Origin of the sequence: Massilimicrobiota sp. An142, from assembly GCF_002160725.1 — a bacterium.
Classification (GTDB): domain Bacteria; phylum Bacillota_I; class Bacilli_A; order Erysipelotrichales; family Coprobacillaceae; genus Allocoprobacillus; species Allocoprobacillus merdigallinarum.
The window spans coordinates 20,602-38,944 of sequence record NZ_NFLD01000002.1 but is presented as its reverse complement, the minus strand read 5'-3'; the positions used below and the strand labels follow the sequence as shown (position 1 = coordinate 38,944).

Here is an 18,343-nt window from a genome sequence, read left to right as displayed (position 1 = left end):
GTATAGTTTAGAATGTGATATACTATCTTTAAGGAGTTGATCAATATGACCAAATATGAACGTTTAGCTCAATCATTAGAACAAGATATCATGCAACAGGTTTATAAACAGGGAGAACGTCTGCCTTCGATTGGAACTATGGCTAAAAAACAAGGATGTAGTAAAGAAACAGTGATCAAAGCTTATCAATTATTGATTCATCAACATTTGATTTATGCCAAAGCACAAAGTGGCTATTATGTACTTGGTTCCCCTATCTTACCAATATCCAACACAAAAGAATTTTCACTAGAAACAGGGAATCCTGCAATCAAAGCAACATCTTTAGAAGATGCCAAACATTGCTTATCATTAGCTATTGAAGAATATAGAGAATCTTCATTGAACCTGTCTTTACAAGGTGTTCAATCTTTACGCCAGACTTTAGCCGACTTCTTTTTGGACATGGGCATTTATACTCAAGAAAGTTCTATCTATCTGATTCAAGGTGTCACACAAATGTTATCTTTTTTATCGGCTATTGATTTTCCTAATCAGCATACATATATTCTGATTGAAGAGCCAACATATAGTTATTATGTTCAATTTTTAAAATCTCAATCATTGCCTGTTTTGACAATTGCCCGTGATGAAAATGGTATTGATTTAACTCAATTACAATATCTCTTTCAACATTATGACATTAAATTTTTTTATACCATTCCACGTAATCATAATCCTTTAGGAACAACTTATTCTACCTCTATGCGTCAAAAAATTGCGCAACTGGCTTTAAAGTATAATGTCTATATTATTGAAGATGATTACTTTGGACATTGTTCATCAACATCACATTATTTACCACTCTATTATTATATGGAAGGACAAAACTGTATTTATCTAACAAGCTTTTCAAAAACAATTCCTTATTTACGTATTGGTGCTGCGATTATTCATAAAGACTTTAAAAACACATTTGAAAAACTAACTCATCAATCCTACTATTATTCTTATCAATTACCATCATTAATTTCTCAAGCCACTTTAGAATCCTACATTAAAAGCTCACTTTATAAAAAACAAACTCAGCAACTACAAAATCATTTAAAAAAAGATTATCAGATTATCAAAAAAGTCACTCAAAACTGGGATTCACAACTGATTCAAGTGATTTCCAGCTATTCTGGTTACTATTTAACCATTCAATGTCTTGTTGATATCAATCTTGATTTATTTCAAACCAGACTCCAACAAAAACATATCAAAATTGCCCGTAATGAAAGATGTTTTTATGATCCTTCCCATTTTCATCCTTCGATTCGTTTAAGTCTGGCAAGAATTGATAGTCATGATTTAAAAGAAGCTTTACAAATCTTTTATCAAGTTTTTTTAGACATGTTATAAAAATTTCTTTTTCTTAAATAAAACAATCAATCCAATCACAACAATACAGCTTAATACAATCACAGCTGGATAACCGTATATACTTTTTAATTCAGGCATATTTTCAAAATTCATCCCATACCATCCTGCAATTAAAGTCAATGGCATAAAGATCGTTGTGACAACAGTAAAAAATTGCATTGTTTTATTCAGTTTATAGTCTTCTCTAGACTGATGAGCACTATGAGCCTGATTCAAGATTTCTCTTAACATTTCTACATTTTTTGATAAACGCTCAATACGACGTGTAAAGATTTCAAAATATCTTGAATCATCATCTTCAAAAATATGATGATGATTCATTTCTAAATCTTCACCTATCGTCATGAAGTTTTCATAATAATTTTGTAATAACAGCAATTCTTTATTTAACTGTCTTAACTGATTTGTAAAATGCATGGAATCTTCTTCTTGTGTTTCTAGTTCCTCAATTTCATTTTGAAGTTCTTCAAGATACTGATAATCAGCAGCGAGAAGATCACTTAAAAAATAATAAACAAGTCTTGTAATAGAAGCTTCTTTTTGTAAAACATAATCACTGGATGATTGAAAAACCTGATTGATGTGATGATCTTCATCATCAATCACAACAACCAAAAATATATTTTTAAAGATAAATAACGCTAATGAATCTTTCTTTACAAAAATATCTCTTGCATTAATCAAATGAACCAAACCAAAATAATAATGATATGCTGGAATAATCATATTTTGATGAAATAATGAAGGATCTTCTAAACGTTGAATAGCAGCTTCATCAATGCCAAACTCCTGATAACAGGACTTGAGTTCTTCTAAATCCATCATCGCAATATAACGATGTTCCTCTTGAATATCATGAATATTAACAATTTCTTTTTGATGATCAACCTGATAAATCATAACTTTCCTCCTAACAAAAAAGAAATAGAGTTTCCCCCTATTTCTTTGTATCAATTAAATCTAATAAATCTTGTACTGTTGTAATTTTCAACAGTTCATCATCTTGAAACTCAACACCAATTTCTTCTTCTAATTCAAAGACTAAATCAACCAAATCCAATGAATCAATACCTAAATCTTTAAAAGAAGATTCTTTTGTTAATTCCTGACCTTTTAATTTAGATGATAATCTCTCTTTTATTTTATCAAAATAATCCATTCCTTATTCACCTCATTTTCATTATAATCATATCTTTTAGAAAACACAATCTCTTTTCTTACATAAAAGCTTCTTTATGATTCAAAACATAATTCAGACTTAACATTTCTAAATCTTCTTTTAACTGCAAAAATTCCTGATCCAATAAATCAAACAACCATGAAATTTCACTATAATCCAAGTTTTTCAATTCTTCCATTCTTAATTGCTGATTCTCGGGTACAATTCCTTCATGAAAAATACCATTGCCTCTATCCAAAATCAAAGCAGTACGTTTAGCATTCATTTCTAGTAATGCTTCCACTGTTTCATTAGCATAATTTCCTGATGGCTCTTTGTAATAGGTTTCTATACCACCACTACCCATCATCAAAACAAAAGTCTGACAGAGATAGAAAACTCTTTCGATTCCATTCAATTCATTTAATAAATCCCCGTTTTCACACTTTTGAGAAATCACATTATATAAATCTATGACAATTTGACTATCATCTTCTCTAGATACAATCTCACTGGCCTGTAAAGTCAAATCATCTAATACATCTTCTACTGTTGGCATCATCACACCTCCTATCTCTATTTTATACTTTTTGAGTGAAAAAGTATATAATATCCCTTTATCTTTCCTATAAACATAAGCTATAATAAATGCATGGAAAAAGAAATCTTAAAAATATTAAAACAACACCAAAATGAATATATTTCTGGACAAGATATTTGTGAAAGTTTAAATGTGTCACGTATGACAATATCAACATGTATAAAAAAATTAAAAGAGAAAGGATATCATATTTTATCATCGACAAAAAAAGGATATTGTTTAACTGACGATAATGATGTGATCTTGATTGATCATATCAAAGCACAGATTCCTGATTTTTTTAAGAACATTGAGTATTTTGATGATATTGATTCAACCAATGATTATTTAAAAAGATCACCTCATCAACAGGGAGATATTGTCATTGCCCAATCACAGACAAAAGGAAAAGGAAGAAATGGAAAAAGCTTTCATTCCCCTCAACAAAAAGGGATTTATTTATCTTTTGTTTTAAAACCAGATCTGACCATTTATGATTCTTTAAAAATCACTGCATGCCTAGCTGTATCGCTAGTCAAAACGATTGAAAAAAATTATCCTGTTTACCCTCAAATCAAATGGGTTAATGATATTATGATTCAGGATTTAAAGGTTGCAGGAATTTTATGTGAAGCGAGTCTTGAAATGAATACAGCTCGTATTGAAAATATGATTGTCGGTATTGGTATCAATGTTCATTCTTATACAATGCCTGATGAACTACAAAATATTGCAGGCTGTATTGAAGACTTTTGTACAACAAAAGTTTCTCGTGAACAGCTCATTATAGATTTTTTTCATATTTTCTATCAAGATTATCAAAACTTACAGACATCTTCATTTCTTGATTTTTATCGTCAGCATTCTTATATTTTACATCAAAATATTACCGTCTATGAAAATAATCAGACCTATACAGCTTATGTTTTAGATATTCATGATGATGCATCATTAAAGATTCAAACTGAAAAAGGCATCAGTCAGCTTTGTTCTGGAGAAGTTTCTATACGAAAAAAAACATCGTCGTAACGATGTTTTTTTATGGCTTTAAATAAGTTTCAATATGTTCCTGATTCAAATCTTCTCCAATGACAATCACAATATCCTGTCCATCAGATATAGGTTGTAAAGAGATATGATCTTGAGTGGCATTCAATTCCATCCATTGTTGATTTTCAGATATGAATCCTTTGATACGAAAAACATGTCCACATGACAAATCATGAAAAATAGAATCAATAGCTTTCTTGAATTCTGTCTGATTCAAACGATTATTCATAAAATATAATGATGTATATGCTTTTTGATAATCAATCTCATGTTTCATATAATCACTCAACACATAACTTTTATTCATAAAACTTTGGAAATCTTCGTCCGTCCATTGCATCCAATGTGTATCAAAATCCGTTTCTTGAAGCACTCTTTGACATTGTACATCATAAAGAGATTGTTGAATGAAATGAATTGTCTGCTTCACTTCTTCCAAACTGGCTTCCTGATAATGACTCAATAAAATACATCCTGCATGAGCAACTTGAGAAGCTAATAAAAAACGTGAAGTCTTTGATAAATGCTGTTCAATTTGAGCATTGACAACAGCAAAAACATTTCCTATTTCATACCAGTTTTCTAAAGGTTCTTCATGTAAGACATCAAAGAATTCATCAACATCATATATACCAGATGGTTCAACCAAAAGATAATCATATTTTAACATGCCCATTGAAATGAGTTTGGTCTTGAAACGTCTTTGATGCGTTTGGCGATCACAACTACCCGCAATCATTTCTAAATCACATTGTGTACCTAATGATTCCTGTAAAAGCATCATATCCACATTGACAGCGCCAAAGTCATTTTCAATGATACCCACTTTGTATCCCTGCTTCACCAGATAACTGGCATAATGTTTAATAAATGTAGTCTTTCCTGAACCTAAAAAACCAGTAATTAAATCTACCTTTGTCAAATTACCATCTCCCTTCATTTATGGAATTATCTTTTATAAACATGTTCAAATGAGTGTCATAAAAAGAAGCTCATTAATTATTGATTCTATTTGTATTTAATCAGTTTAATGAATATCTCCATCAAAAATCATAATACCACTTTTCATGAATCTATTGAATTATAATCATACTTAAACATTGATAAGTTGAATAACTTGTCTATAACATCATATAGACTTGTGATTATATGGCGTATTTTAACATATTTTTTAATATTCTACTACTTTCATGATCATGAAAAAAGAGGGAATGGACATGTTCCCTCTATCATTTTATTCATTTGTTCCCATACTCATCGTTTCAGGCAATGTACTTCCACCATCAATAACAAACTGTGAACCAGTGATATAACTTGACTCATCACTACCTAAAAATGCAAATAATTCTCCAACTTCTATTGGTTTGGCAAGTCTTCCCATTGGAACGCCTTTGGCAATATCAGCAATTGCACTTTCTGGATCATCTGGATTTGATTCTACTGCCATCTTTTCAACCATTGGTGTTCTGGCATAACCAAGTTGTGAACAGTTCACACGAATATGACGGCTGGCATATTCAACAGCTAGACATTTTGTTAAACCAACCAGAGCTGCTTTTGTCATGGCATAAGCTGCTTCTCCTGCATCAGCCACAATATCTCCAGTCACGGAAGAAGCAATCACAATACTTCCTTTCCCTTGTTTTAACATATAAGGAATGACTGCCTGACAAGTATTCCATACACCTTTGATATTGACATCAATATGAAAATCTCTCATTTCATCACTCATTTGTTCAAATGGTGCCAAGCGACAAACTCCAGCATTACAGCAGGCAATATTGACTTCACCAAAAACATCCACTGTTTTTTGCACAGCTTCTTTCATTTGTGCTTTATCAGCTACATTGCCTACATATGTAATAATATCAGCCTGATATTGATCTCGTAGCTTTTGAGCTGTCTGTTCAACATCTTTCGATAAATCAATCATACAGATTTTAGCTCCATATTTCACATAGGCTTCTGCAATACCTTCACCCAATCCAGCAGCCGCTCCTGTAATGATTGCAACTTTTCCATCTCATTTTCCCATAAATTCATGTCTCCTTTATTATTATCTATATCTTTATTGTAATCCTTTTGAACATAACACTCAAACATTTCATGTCTGATTTATATTTTCTATATCCAGTCGCTTCATATATTGAAGCGGAACCTTTTTCACGAGCCAGATATAATTAGCTGAAAGATAAAAAATAATGCCATCCTGATACATTTGTTTCGCATCAATTTGATAGATAACAGGTTCTCCATGTCTTTTTCCTACTTTTATAGCTGTTTCAACATCAGTCGATAAATGAACATAAAGTCGCGATTTAGAAATCAAACCTTGCTGTTGAATAGAAGATACATACTTTTTAGCTGTTCCATGATATAAAATATCAGGTGGCACTGCATGTTTGAATTCAATATCAACAGGTATAGAATGACCCTGATTAGCGCGAATCAAAGTATGATCTTCATTAAAAGCATATCTTTGTTTTGAATCAGTGCGAACAATCTCTTCTAATATCTCTCGTTGAAATTGTGGATATCTTTTTTGAATACCTTTGATTAATTCATCTACATGTGCCCAGCCATGTTCATCTAAGGTTATCCCTGCCTGTTCAGGATGATGACGTAACAGTAATGCCATGTAACGACTTATAGGTGTCAATTTCATATTTACTTAAACCCTCCTGACTTTCTTTTTGAAATGCTGTTCATAAATATAGCGATATCTTGCTACATCTTTTTCAACATAACAGAATTTATTGATGATATCGTTTAAATTGAATTTTGATTTCAAATTTATTATACAAGAAAATCATATTTCTTAATAATATTTTCTATGAAGCATTGATAAATAATGATATGAATAAAGTCATTTGATGGATGTATTTGAAAATTAATTTGAAATATGATAAAGTTTAGACATTCTTGATTAAAATCAGGAGAAGGGAGAAAAAATGGAAAAATTATTTAAATTGAAAGAAAATGGAACGACTGTTTCAACAGAAGTGATGGCTGGAATTACAACATTCTTTGCGATGGCTTATATTATTGCAGTCAATCCAAATACATTATCACAAGCTGGAATGGAATGGGGAGCTGTCTTCTTAGCTACAATTATTTCTGCAGTGGTTGGAACTTTAATTATGGGACTTGTAGCAAATGTTCCTTATGCTCAAGCACCTGGAATGGGATTGAATGCATTTTTCGTTTATACAGTATGTTTTCAATTACAATTCACATGGCAACAAGCCTTATCAATGGTTTTTATTTGTGGTTTGATTAATATTTTCATTACTGTTACAAAGATCAGAAAAATCATTATTAAGGCTATTCCACAATCTTTACAAAATGCTATTGGTGGTGGAATTGGTGTCTTTATTGCTTATTTAGGTTTCTTAAATGTTGGTTTTATTACATTTGATAGCGGTGTTCCTGCCATTGCTACATTAAATCAACCTGTTTTATGGATTTTCTTAATTGGATTGGTTTTAGCAGCTATTTTAACATTAAAAAATGTGAAAGGTGGTATTTTAATTGCGATTATTGTCACAACTATCTTAGGTATTCCTTTTGGTGTGACAACCACAACAGATACTGTTAGCTTTAGTGAAGCATTAAGTGCTTTACCTTCAACATTTGGTGTTATTTTTACATCTGAAGGTTTACCTTCATTATTTAGTGATCTGTCTCGTTTACCTTTAGTTTTAATTACTATTTTTGCATTTAGTATGTCAGACACTTTTGATACAATTGGTACATTTATTGGAACTGGTAGACGTAGTGGTATTTTCTCTGAAGAAGATGAAAAAGCATTAGAAACAAGTAGTGGATTCAGTTCTAAAATGGATAAAGCATTGTTTGCGGATGCAACTGCAACATCTATTGGAGCTATTTTTGGAACTTCAAATACAACAACTTATGTAGAAAGTGCTGCTGGTATTGGGGCTGGGGGTCGTACAGGGTTAACATCTGTTGTCACAGCCATCTGCTTTGCTTTAAGTGCCTTTTTAGCAACTTTTGTCAGTGCCATTCCTTCAGCTGCAACAGCACCAGCATTAATTATTGTTGGATGTATGATGGTTTCATCATTTGCTGAAATTGACTGGTCAAATTTAGAAGATGCGATTCCAGCTTTCTTTGCAGGTATCTTTATGGCTCTTTGTTATAGTATTTCTTATGGTATTGCCAGTGCCTTTATTTTCTATTGTTTAATTAAAATCTTTAAGAAACAAGCCAAAGATATTCACCCTATTATTGCTGGTGTTGCATTATTATTTATCTTAAACTTTGTCTTACTTGCGATTATTTAATACAAAAAATTCAGGAGTTGACTCATCAGAGCAACTCCTTTTTCATAGAAATATTTAGCTATTATATTTGAGACGAATATATTGAACAAGTTCTTCGTATTGATGTTTTAATAAAAACGGATTATCTAATAGTTGTTCTATAAGTTCTTTGGCTTCTAATTGAGAATGATTTTTGATAATCATGTCTACCTGTGCTTTATATTCATTGAGATCCTTAATAATATAATAAGAATGTGATAATCTTATTTTTTTCATGACCTCTTTGATAACACAGATATCTTCTAATGAATCCATAATCTTTTTCAAATCATCATATTGAATACATTCATAAATACCCATATCATATATATCAACAGTATCGTTTTCATCATCATGATAAAATTCTCTTGTCTGATCGTTTTCGACATAATATATTTTATTATTAATTTGTTCAACAACACTTTCAACATAGGCATTATATTTTTGCAAGGCATTTTGTATATCTTTTTGTGAAGCCTCCTGATTGATAAGCTTTTGATAAATGGAATAAGGAATTTCATGATATGTGATATGAGCATGAAGATAGTCATTATACCTTTTTTGTAGAGCATCTGGCTTTGATATAAAAGAAAGTTTATAAAAACAATCATCGAGCTTTGGTAAGTGAGGCTCAACATCATCAATATTGCTGTAGCCCATCCATAAAAGAACATTTGTTATTTTGGGGGTAAAAATTGCATCATGATGTTTTAACAAACTTTTGTGATCAGCCAAGAAAAAGTCTTGAAAAATGCTAGATACAATACTTTTTAATGCAAAACCTTGCTTATCATAGACAAATGTGATAGGACTCTTTTTTTGCATGAAATGCAACTCTAAATGATAAGAAAAATTCTGATTCAGAAACTGACAATATGCATCAATAATTTCTTTAACAAGCTTATGAGCCATATTTCTTATTTTATAAAGTTCATCATTTTTCATGACTTGTCTTAAATCACGTAAAGTATGAATATTTGCTCTTTTCAGGCAATTGTAACTACGGACACTTAATCCTAGTTCTTCAATAGGTGTATGAAGCAATTCATAAGGTATATTTTCATCAGATGACTGATAAACATAGCCTTTTGCTTTTAATAGAGTATACAATAATGAATCTGGATGTAATTGTTCTTTTAAAACAAGTTCTTTGATTTCATCTTCTATGATTTTTCTAAAATCCATGCAATGATGAATGTCTTGAAATTGAGAAAAGTTTTTATAATTTCCATAATCACGTGATGATGGATAAAATTGTAAAAATCGTAATGGATCCATATCTAAATATTGAGCTATTTGACAGTAGTCGTGACATTCTTCTTGACCAATGCCGTAATAATACTGGTTATCAACAGTCGAACAGGATACAGTTTCTTTTTGTTGAGAAGTCAAATGAATATCTTCATGATTGTAAATGCTGACATAGGCATCATAACCATCCATAGCTGCTATTTCATATTTTTGATTTAAATATTCTTTAATATAATATCTCATAGTCTTCCCCCTACATAGCAAACAACGCTTTCAAATCTTCTGTTGATAATGAAGAAATATTTCCCTCACTGTTTTCTACAAACATGTCTGCTAATTCTTTCTTCTTAGCCTGTAAGATTTGAATTTTTTCTTCAATACTCTCTTTCATAATCAATTGATGAACCATAACATTATGATGTTGTCCAATGCGATAAGCTCTATCCGTTGCCTGATTTTGTGCAGAAATGTTCCACCATGGATCATAGTGGATAACAGCCTGTGCCTTTGTTAGATTAAGTCCTGTTCCTCCTGCTTTTAAAGAAATCAAAAAGACATCAGCCTCACCCTCTTGAAAACGCTGTACAAGTTCTCGTCTTGTTTCCTTAGAAGTTCCACCAGTTAAGATAAAATAACGAATGCCATTTAATTTTAGTTCTTCTTCCATCAAATCGAAGACTTTTGTAAAAGATGAAAATAATAAGACTTGTTGATGGTTGGCTTTATAATTACAAATCAAATCCATACAAGCTTTCATCTTAGATGAACTTTGATAAATATTATCATATATCATTCTTGGTTCACAGCAGATTTGTCTCAGTTTTGTCAACATTGATAAAATCACAATCTGATCAACTTTTTCCATTTGAAATAATTCTTGAAGCTGAGTATTAATTTGAGCAAGATTAGCAAAATACAATTCACTTTCCTGTTGTGTAAAAGGAATCAATTGTGTTTTTTCTATCTTATCAGGCAATTCTAATAAGACATCTTTTTTGTTTCTTCTTAAAATAAATGGTGAAACCATTTTTTGAAGTTGTTGTATCTTCTTTTGATCTTGATTTTTGACAATATCTGTTTCAAATTTCTTTTGAAAATAATGATAATTATATAAATACTGTGGCATTAAAAAATCAAAGACTGACCATAATTCAGCTAGTGAATTTTCTATAGGTGTTCCTGACAGTGCTAATTTATGCAGAGCATGGAGTTGTTTAACAGATGTTGCATTTTTTGTTTTCTGGTTTTTGATATATTGCGACTCATCAAGAATCACGTATTCAAACTCAATAGCATCATATAACTCTATATCACGACGTATATAATCATAAGAAGTGACATAAAGATGTTTACCACAAATCGCATGTATCATCGTTTTTCTTGTATTCGCATCCGATACAATGCATGTCACTGGTAAAGTTTGAGAAAACTTATGAACTTCATCTTCCCAGTTATAAATTAACGAAGAAGGACACACAACTAAACTTGGCTTGTTTGTTTCTAACTGATCCAACAAAGCAATCACCTGTAATGTTTTACCTAGCCCCATATCATCAGCCAATATCCCATTAAATCCCAATTCGTAAAGTGTTCGTAACCATTGATAGCCTTCTTTTTGATAATCTCTCAATAGTTGATTGTAGTATGGTGTTAAAGGATAAAGATGTTGTGTATGCTGATGGAATTGTTGAATAAGTTTTTGAAAGGATTCATCTCGTTCAATTTGTATATGTTGCAATTCTGTTGCATTATTATCCAATGCAAATACACGATTTTTATTTAAAGTCAGACTTCCATTTTGAATATCATTTGCATTGATATGATATTCATCCATAAATTTTGATAATTCTTCCAAATCAGGTGATTCAAGATAAAGAAGTTCACCACTTTTTAAACGATGAAATTTCTTTTTGCGACGGTATTTCGACAAAACTTCAGCAATTTCCATTTGTGGAATTTGAGTACTTTTCATATCTAAAGATATAAGATCATGATCAACTTTAACACCGACCTGAATTTGATAATGAACAGGTTTCCCAATTTTCTTTAATGCTTCTGAAATATATATTTCACTGTATTGTTGGAGAAATTCAATACCTGTATGCATAAATTCATATGTTTTTTCATCATAACTATTAAAATAGGCACAACCATTCTTTTCATCAATTTGCTGACAATGTTCACGAAAATATGTTTCTACAATATCCTGTTGAACGGTTGTCATTAAATCATTTTGAAAAGCATGAATTCGATTTTGATTTTCATCTTCATAATAAATCTTAAAATAAATTTGTTCATTTTCATTCATATCACCATATATTTTAATGAAAGTATAAGATGACTGGATAAGTTCAAAATCACATTCTAAATCAAAAGAATTTTGCATAGGTGTCCATACATATTTATAAAAGTCATCAAAATCTTCTTCTTTAATAAAGATAGGTTCTTTAAGTAAATGAAGTAAAGCATCAAAAGATTTATCATTTAAATTTATCTGAAGACGTTGAATATTTGTCTGTGAATCAGATTTTGAAATAAAATAAATATAATGATTACCATGATAAAAGACATTTTCATCTGTGACACGAAGTATATAGTAATGATTGTCTTTGATTAATCGCACTTTGATAGCATAATCAATATTTTCAAAATGGCAATGATTTAAATCTAATTTTTTATAGACATCATAAAATTCATCAATAAATTCTGTATGAATATATAAATATCTTCCTATATTGAAATCTCTTCGAAAATCAAAAAAGTAGTTATCGCGATAAATCTCATTCATTGTATTTTTAGCATTTTTAAGAAAATTAATCTGTTTTAATGCTTCATCTGTAAAAGCTTCACGTGTATGAACAAATTGTAGAAATTTGCCATATTTGACCTGCTCCTCATTCTCTATATGTTCCAAGAATTCATCAATATTCTTAATAATGTATTTTTTCGTATTACCAATCTTATATTCTAAATATAAATCATCATCGTCATTATAAAAAGAAGGTGTTAATTGATATTTTTCATGAGAAATTGATGAGCTTACCTGATTATGATAATATTCTTTATTTTGTTGAATTAAATTATTTGTTTCTAAAGCTCTTAAAGCATAGGCACGCTGAAGTTGTTGTTGGCGATGTTCTTCTTGTCGCTTTTTTTCTTCTTCAATTTGAGAATTGGTATAGTGGTATGGAAAAGATGGAATCTCCAGTTGATTTAACTTCAATAAAACTGCACCAATATGAGCACATGGGCTCCCATCACGGCACCAGATACATTCACAATTGTAATCCGTTAAACTATACTCCTCATCAAAGGAAAAAGAACATTGAAACTCTTCACTTCTAACTCTCACGACAGCATCAACATGATATCCATTTTCCACTTGTTCAAGATCAATGCTTAAAACATTGTCATAACGATCATAACTTTTAGCAATAGATATATTATTTGGATTAGAAAATAAAGTTAATAAATTAAAATCAGTTTTCATAGATGAATTCTCCTTATATGTGCACATTATATCATATTTTGTCATAATAAAAAGAGCCATATCATGACTCTTTGAAAATGTTTTGATTACAGATTCACAATTTCCTGTTCCAGCTTACAATTGTGCGTTAGCATATAACTGATAACTTCTAAATGATGTTTTTCCTGCAGTTTCTCTAATCGACGTCTATCATTTTGCGTTAAGGATTTACAATAAGCCTGATAGTGCTGTAATGTGGGAATATCCATGCCAAGCATCTCAAAAGGAATCTGTGTTTTTTCTTTTAAATGATAATAGATATAAAATCCTCCTGCATCAATATCTCCAAAATGATAAAACTTTAGATGGGGATAAAGCGCATATATTTTTGTCAGCAACGAACGTCTTAAAGCATTATGATAACCACCTAAGTAAATCACAAGTGTATTATCTAAAACAGTATCATAAAATGAAGTCAGATTTTCAATGGTCAAAACATTCTGATCTTGGATATCTAAGATATGTAATTGTTCTATATTTTCACTCATCAAAGAAAAGGGACTTTTTAAACGCCCTAAATCAATGACTTGACCATTGAGTTCAATGACCATGCGTCCCCTTAAATAGAGAAAACCAGGATTTTTCATAATATTGAAATATGCAAAAGCATCATCTTCATCCTCAAAACTTTCCGGACAGTAATCAAATAAAATATGTAATAAACGTGTTTTGATAACTTCTAAACGTTTAGAATCTTTTAAAACCGCCAAAGAAAACTTTCTTAATGAGATTTCATGACTTTGTAAAGGCAAAGCTTTCAAAACTGTAAAAATATCCTTAATTTCCAAAATATCATCAAGATTCAAATAGCGATAAACCGACTGAAACAAAGAAAGCTTTTTTAACATATCGATACGAAAAGTTTCCAGCCATTGATATGAAAATGTTGTCTGTTCCAATAGCTGAATAACTGTCTTTCTTGTTTCTAAAGAAAAAGTTCGATTTGCATATTGATAGGCTTTTTCAATATTCATTAAAGAAAGTTCAATATCATCAATACCATCTAGGTCCATTGATAAACTCACGATATGTAATTCTCTTAAATCATGAAGTGCTTCATCAATCAACAAACGTTCATGATAATAATCACTGTTATCATATTTAGGAAACATTTTACGTACTGGTATATGAATGCGTAAATGTTTATCTGAGCCTTGTTTAGACAAAACACTACGTTCATATTTATCTAATAAATGATTTAAAACCAATTTTCCATATTTATTCATGAATAATTTCCTCTACAAATGAATGATCTCCAGATTTGATAATCGCTAAAGTGGTATCAACATAAGGCATAATTGTACTAGCCCTATCAGGTGGAACTGCAATAATAATCTGAACATTGAGTTCATTATAAAATTTCATCATAGACTGAATTCTTGTTTCATCCATATTATTAAATGCTTCATCAAATAAAACAACACATCCTGAATCTTCCTGATATCGTTGCTTAATAAGCTGTTCAAAGCTTGAAGCAATCACAACATAAAATGGTGTCTGTGTCTCTCCACCTGATTTTTCACGATTGACCTTAGAAAACTTTGTGAAATCACCATTTTCATGAGTTATCTTGATATCATAATCAAGATATTCACGATAGTCTGTATATTTTCTGAGTAACTTTTCTCCACTTTCATTATCATCTAATAAAGCCATTTGTTTAAACAGCTCATCCATAACATGACGATTTTCTTGTGATAACGTCGTAACAAATAAATTGTCGCTGTTATATTGCTGGTTTGTACTGATGATGTCATAATATTGTCGATATTCTGGTCGACGACTTGGATTGACTTCAAATTCATAGTGATCTCCATTAAAGTTTTTATTTTTTAATCCTTTATTCAGTTCCTGAATGTCTTTTTTAGCCTGTTGAATCTTTTCGTAAAGCCTTGAAATAAATGATTCCTGGAAAGACATTTCACACTTCATGCGTGCCTGACGAACATCTTCCTGTCGCTTCACAATTTCGATATCTCTTAACTGATAATACATCGTTAAATAGGCATCAATGTTTTCAACACTTTCTTCATAACCCATTTTGGCTTCATGATTAAATGTACGCATATGATATTCCACATCTTTTTGATCTTTGACAACTTGTGCATTATCCTCATTGATTCGCGATTGAAGCTGATGATTGATTGTCTGATACTGATATCTGCCATAACGTTTTTGGTAACGTTGTTTGATTTTTTCAACTTCTGGATCAAGTGTTACAGGAAGTGGTGGTAAAGATGACAAAGTCTGTTCCAAAGATTCTAAAGACTTCTGGTTATTTTCCATGCTGACTGTTTCATAACTATATTGATTTTGTTTCTCTGTCAGCTGATTTTGAACTGTTTTCAATTCTTTTTGAAGATGTTCAAGCTGGAACATCAAAGTCATAATGGAATCATCTTCTTCAATCTCACTTAAGCGTGTTTTTAAATCCTGAATTTGTTTTTCAAGCAGACGATAATCATCAATAATATAGAAATTTCTAACAAGATCACTGATATGTGACTGTTCAATCCAATGGACAATTCTTGATGCATCCTGTTTTTGTTTTTCTATCTGTGTCATCTCTTGCTTTAAATCAGTTAATTTTTGATGAATGATCTGCTTTTGAATTTTCATGGCTTCCTGTCCTAGATATGGTTGTTGATAGATTTTAGGATTGATAGCTCTCACAGCATAATTTTGATAAACCATGCATGTCTTTGTGATTGCAATTGGATATTGTGTCAAATCTTCAACATGTTCAACACAATGAACCTTATTTAAAATCATATTGGCATAATTTTTGGCATAGCTATTATAACTTGTCACAAACTGTGCCAAGCTATTTTCTGCTGTTTGAGAATATTTCTGTAAAGGAATCACATTTACAATACCGACACCAAAAATATGATGTTCTGCTTTATATTGTTCATAAATTTGCATAGCTTTTTGAAAATAAACAGGTTCAATAATCAAATCAAAGCGCTGCGTATTGAGATAACCTTCAATAGCCTGACGCCATGATTCATCTGTTACTTCCAGATATTCACATAAAGGCTTAACTTCAACTTTTTGCTGAAAATATTCTTCCAGATTCACTGAAAGAACTTCGATTAATTCACTGACTTCTTTGCGATAATAAAAACGATTACGATTCAACAGTTCCATCTGTTTATTGAACTGCTGACTGGTTTCTCTAAGCTGTTTGAACTCATGATTATATTGAGCTGTTTTTTGCATATTGACATTTCGTCTTTCATTTAAATCATTACGGATATCAAAAAGTTGTTCACTTAAATACTGACTATCATAATCTTGATTTTGAATACGTTCAACAAAAGTCTCTTTCATTCTTAAACGCTTTAACATTGTGATATCTTCCTGTAATTGTGATATATAGAACTGATAATCTTGAGATATCTGTTCAAAACGTCTTTGTTGCTGATGAAGATTTTCTTCTAGTTCTTTTTTTAAACGATAGCTTTCATTAGATTCAAGAGTACTTTCCAATTGAAAGACATCTTTTTGTAAACCATGCAACTGATTTTGAATCAGAGATATCTGTTGTTTCATATCTTGAATCATTTTCTTATTTTTCGCGATACTCTGTACCAATTGTCCTTTTTGATAATTTAAGCTTTCTATATAAAACACATCTTTTACAAATTCATAATTTTTTAAATGTTTCATTGTTTTTTGATATTGCTGATATGTTTTTTCAATTTGTTCTAATAATTCCATACGTTTTTGTTGTTCTTTTAAGACATCACTTAAATGTCTATAAGCATGAATATTATTACGTAAATCATCAATTTTGACAGGATCTTCATTCAATAAAAAATCATAAATAAAATTATATACCTGATTAATAGGCTTAAATGCCAGGGCTCGAGGTATCAGTTCAAAATATTTTGAAGAGACACCTAAACTTTGTCTAAAAAGTGAAGGAACCTGACTCTTCTTATCTGCAAAATTGGCTTTAAGCTTGCGTTTTTGTAATTCTTTTCTAAATTCGTTACGATTATAGATATGTCGTTTATGAATAAACAAATCATCCTGTATATTTTGGTCTAAAACTTGAAAGAAGAGTTCCTTTTTAATATTGGCTTGACTTAATTCAAGGACGACGCCTATCAGTTGTGAACGTTTAGATGTTTCATCAAAATATTCTAAGACAATGTAAGAAACAACATCCCCAGTACGTAAAAATGGCTTACCTTCTCGTCCCAGTTTTCCACGCATATACCCTTCTATATTACGTTTTCCAGAATCATTGGCAGCACTGTTAAATTTGGCTTTCCCCGCAGTTAAAACATACTGAAGTGCATCCAATAATGTTGACTTACCTGTTCCATTTTCCCCTGTAATAACAACATTATTTTTGATTTCAATTGTTTCATTACTAAAAAGATGCCAATTAATAATCTTCATCTTCACGAGCTTCTTCACTTTTGTCACCACCTTGTCTGCTGTATTCTGCTAGTCGATGATCAATATCCTCTATCTGTTGAACTGGCAAAACATAGAGTATTGTTGGATAAATAATAATGATAGATTGATCATCATCGCTTTGTCCTGTTGTGTCAATAATATGATAACGTCTTAAAATACGTAATATGTCTCTCATTTCACCTTTATTGATGCGTTTTTCAAAAAGTCCTGTGGCAAGCATAGCGTCATGAAGTTCTTCCATTGTCATTGTAATCTGATCTATTAATGAAACTTCCTGCATCTTCTGATAATAGAATCTTCTTAAAAGCAATAAAACAATGGATTCATTTTTCTTCAATGTATAACGATTATAATTTTGTAAATTATATAAATTAATGACTTTATCTACTTGATGATGTTCTACAACATAATCCATTAATGCAAAGTATTGAACATATAAATCTAATTCACTAACAATTTTATAATAGTCATCCTGATCTTGAGGACGACTGGCACAGATATAATTATAACTCAATAATTTATTACACAAACGTGAAAACTCTTCTTTTTTTGAATCACTTAAACGTACATAGTGATTATAAAATGTTGTGACCTGCTGATATTTATTCATG

Annotated in this window: 13 protein-coding genes and 1 pseudogene; 3 read left to right on the top strand and 11 right to left on the bottom strand. The window is 30.8% G+C overall.

What is annotated here, in order from left to right; translation table 11 throughout:
* The first annotated feature begins 45 nt into the window (after positions 1–45).
* Positions 46–1,383: an aminotransferase-like domain-containing protein gene (locus B5E87_RS01285; protein WP_087243134.1), complete on the top strand. Its 1,338-nt coding sequence runs from the start codon at positions 46–48 to the stop codon at positions 1,381–1,383.
* Here B5E87_RS01285 and B5E87_RS01280 read toward each other — a convergent pair.
* From B5E87_RS01280 to B5E87_RS01270, 3 genes are read right to left on the bottom strand one after another with little or no spacing between them, the layout of a single operon-like run.
* Positions 1,378–2,304 carry a magnesium transporter CorA family protein gene (locus B5E87_RS01280; protein WP_087243133.1) on the bottom strand — a complete coding sequence of 309 codons (927 nt, stop codon included), beginning with the start codon at positions 2,302–2,304 and terminating at the stop codon, positions 1,378–1,380. The two genes, B5E87_RS01285 and B5E87_RS01280, sit on opposite strands and share 6 nt — an antisense overlap.
* A 37-nt stretch (positions 2,305–2,341) precedes the next feature.
* Entirely contained in the window at positions 2,342–2,563 is a 222-nt protein-coding gene (locus B5E87_RS01275; protein ID WP_087243132.1) for an acyl carrier protein, read from the bottom strand.
* Between the two features lie 58 nt (positions 2,564–2,621).
* Entirely contained in the window at positions 2,622–3,122 is a 501-nt protein-coding gene (locus tag B5E87_RS01270; RefSeq protein ID WP_087243131.1) for a DMP19 family protein, read from the bottom strand.
* Positions 3,123–3,215: 93 nt separating this feature from the next.
* Between B5E87_RS01270 and B5E87_RS01265 the strand changes: the two genes are divergently transcribed.
* Positions 3,216–4,172: a biotin--[acetyl-CoA-carboxylase] ligase gene (locus tag B5E87_RS01265; protein WP_087243130.1), complete on the top strand. Its 957-nt coding sequence runs from the start codon at positions 3,216–3,218 to the stop codon at positions 4,170–4,172.
* Positions 4,173–4,182: 10 nt separating this feature from the next.
* Here B5E87_RS01265 and B5E87_RS01260 read toward each other — a convergent pair whose 3' ends face one another.
* The 3 genes and pseudogenes from B5E87_RS01260 to B5E87_RS01250 form a co-directional block, all read right to left on the bottom strand.
* Entirely contained in the window at positions 4,183–5,115 is a 933-nt protein-coding gene (locus tag B5E87_RS01260) for a GTP-binding protein (RefSeq protein WP_087243129.1), read from the bottom strand.
* 312 nt (positions 5,116–5,427) lie between these two features.
* Positions 5,428–6,204, bottom strand: a pseudogene (gene ucpA / locus B5E87_RS01255) (SDR family oxidoreductase UcpA); the annotation flags it as partial.
* A gap of 93 nt (positions 6,205–6,297) precedes the next feature.
* Positions 6,298–6,858 (bottom strand): RNA 2'-phosphotransferase, encoded by a 561-nt coding sequence (locus B5E87_RS01250; RefSeq protein WP_087243128.1) that lies wholly within the window; start codon positions 6,856–6,858, stop codon positions 6,298–6,300.
* A 286-nt stretch (positions 6,859–7,144) separates the two neighbouring features.
* Between B5E87_RS01250 and B5E87_RS01245 the strand changes: the two genes are divergently transcribed.
* Positions 7,145–8,500 carry an NCS2 family permease gene (locus B5E87_RS01245; protein WP_087243127.1) on the top strand — a complete coding sequence of 452 codons (1,356 nt, stop codon included), beginning with the start codon at positions 7,145–7,147 and terminating at the stop codon, positions 8,498–8,500.
* Positions 8,501–8,554: 54 nt separating this feature from the next.
* Here B5E87_RS01245 and B5E87_RS01240 read toward each other — a convergent pair whose 3' ends face one another.
* The 5 genes from B5E87_RS01240 to B5E87_RS01220 form a co-directional block, all read right to left on the bottom strand.
* The gene (locus B5E87_RS01240; protein ID WP_087243126.1) at positions 8,555–10,012 is read right to left on the bottom strand and encodes a DNA-directed RNA polymerase subunit alpha C-terminal domain-containing protein; all 1,458 of its coding nucleotides are present in this window, start codon (positions 10,010–10,012) and stop codon (positions 8,555–8,557) included.
* A 10-nt stretch (positions 10,013–10,022) separates the two neighbouring features.
* Positions 10,023–13,259, bottom strand: coding sequence for a DEAD/DEAH box helicase (locus tag B5E87_RS01235; RefSeq protein WP_158095519.1), 3,237 nt, complete (start codon positions 13,257–13,259; stop codon positions 10,023–10,025).
* Between the two features lie 86 nt (positions 13,260–13,345).
* Entirely contained in the window at positions 13,346–14,524 is a 1,179-nt protein-coding gene (locus B5E87_RS01230) for a Wadjet anti-phage system protein JetD domain-containing protein (protein WP_087243124.1), read from the bottom strand.
* On the bottom strand, positions 14,517–17,711 hold the full coding sequence (locus B5E87_RS01225; protein ID WP_087243123.1) for an ATP-binding protein: 3,195 nt from the start codon (positions 17,709–17,711) through the stop codon (positions 14,517–14,519). The genes B5E87_RS01230 and B5E87_RS01225 overlap by 8 nt, the downstream gene beginning before the upstream one ends.
* Complete coding sequence (locus B5E87_RS01220; protein WP_087243122.1) at positions 17,698–18,342, bottom strand: DUF4194 domain-containing protein; 645 nt, start codon at positions 18,340–18,342, stop codon at positions 17,698–17,700. The genes B5E87_RS01225 and B5E87_RS01220 overlap by 14 nt, the downstream gene beginning before the upstream one ends.
* Position 18,343: the final 1 nt, after the last annotated feature.

Bases quoted from the DNA above. Each gene is read 5' to 3' on its own strand.
- B5E87_RS01285 (WP_087243134.1), top strand. From the start codon at position 46: ATGACCAAATATGAACGTTTAGCTCAATCATTAGAACAAGATATCATG.
- B5E87_RS01280 (WP_087243133.1), bottom strand. From the start codon at position 2,304: ATGATTTATCAGGTTGATCATCAAAAAGAAATTGTTAATATTCATGAT.
- B5E87_RS01275 (WP_087243132.1), bottom strand. From the start codon at position 2,563: ATGGATTATTTTGATAAAATAAAAGAGAGATTATCATCTAAATTAAAA.
- B5E87_RS01270 (WP_087243131.1), bottom strand. From the start codon at position 3,122: ATGCCAACAGTAGAAGATGTATTAGATGATTTGACTTTACAGGCCAGT.
- B5E87_RS01265 (WP_087243130.1), top strand. From the start codon at position 3,216: ATGGAAAAAGAAATCTTAAAAATATTAAAACAACACCAAAATGAATAT.
- B5E87_RS01250 (WP_087243128.1), bottom strand. From the start codon at position 6,858: ATGAAATTGACACCTATAAGTCGTTACATGGCATTACTGTTACGTCAT.
- B5E87_RS01245 (WP_087243127.1), top strand. From the start codon at position 7,145: ATGGAAAAATTATTTAAATTGAAAGAAAATGGAACGACTGTTTCAACA.
- B5E87_RS01240 (WP_087243126.1), bottom strand. From the start codon at position 10,012: ATGAGATATTATATTAAAGAATATTTAAATCAAAAATATGAAATAGCA.
- B5E87_RS01235 (WP_158095519.1), bottom strand. From the start codon at position 13,259: ATGAAAACTGATTTTAATTTATTAACTTTATTTTCTAATCCAAATAAT.
- B5E87_RS01230 (WP_087243124.1), bottom strand. From the start codon at position 14,524: ATGAATAAATATGGAAAATTGGTTTTAAATCATTTATTAGATAAATAT.
- B5E87_RS01225 (WP_087243123.1), bottom strand. From the start codon at position 17,711: ATGAAGATTATTAATTGGCATCTTTTTAGTAATGAAACAATTGAAATC.
- B5E87_RS01220 (WP_087243122.1), bottom strand. From the start codon at position 18,342: ATGAATAAATATCAGCAGGTCACAACATTTTATAATCACTATGTACGT.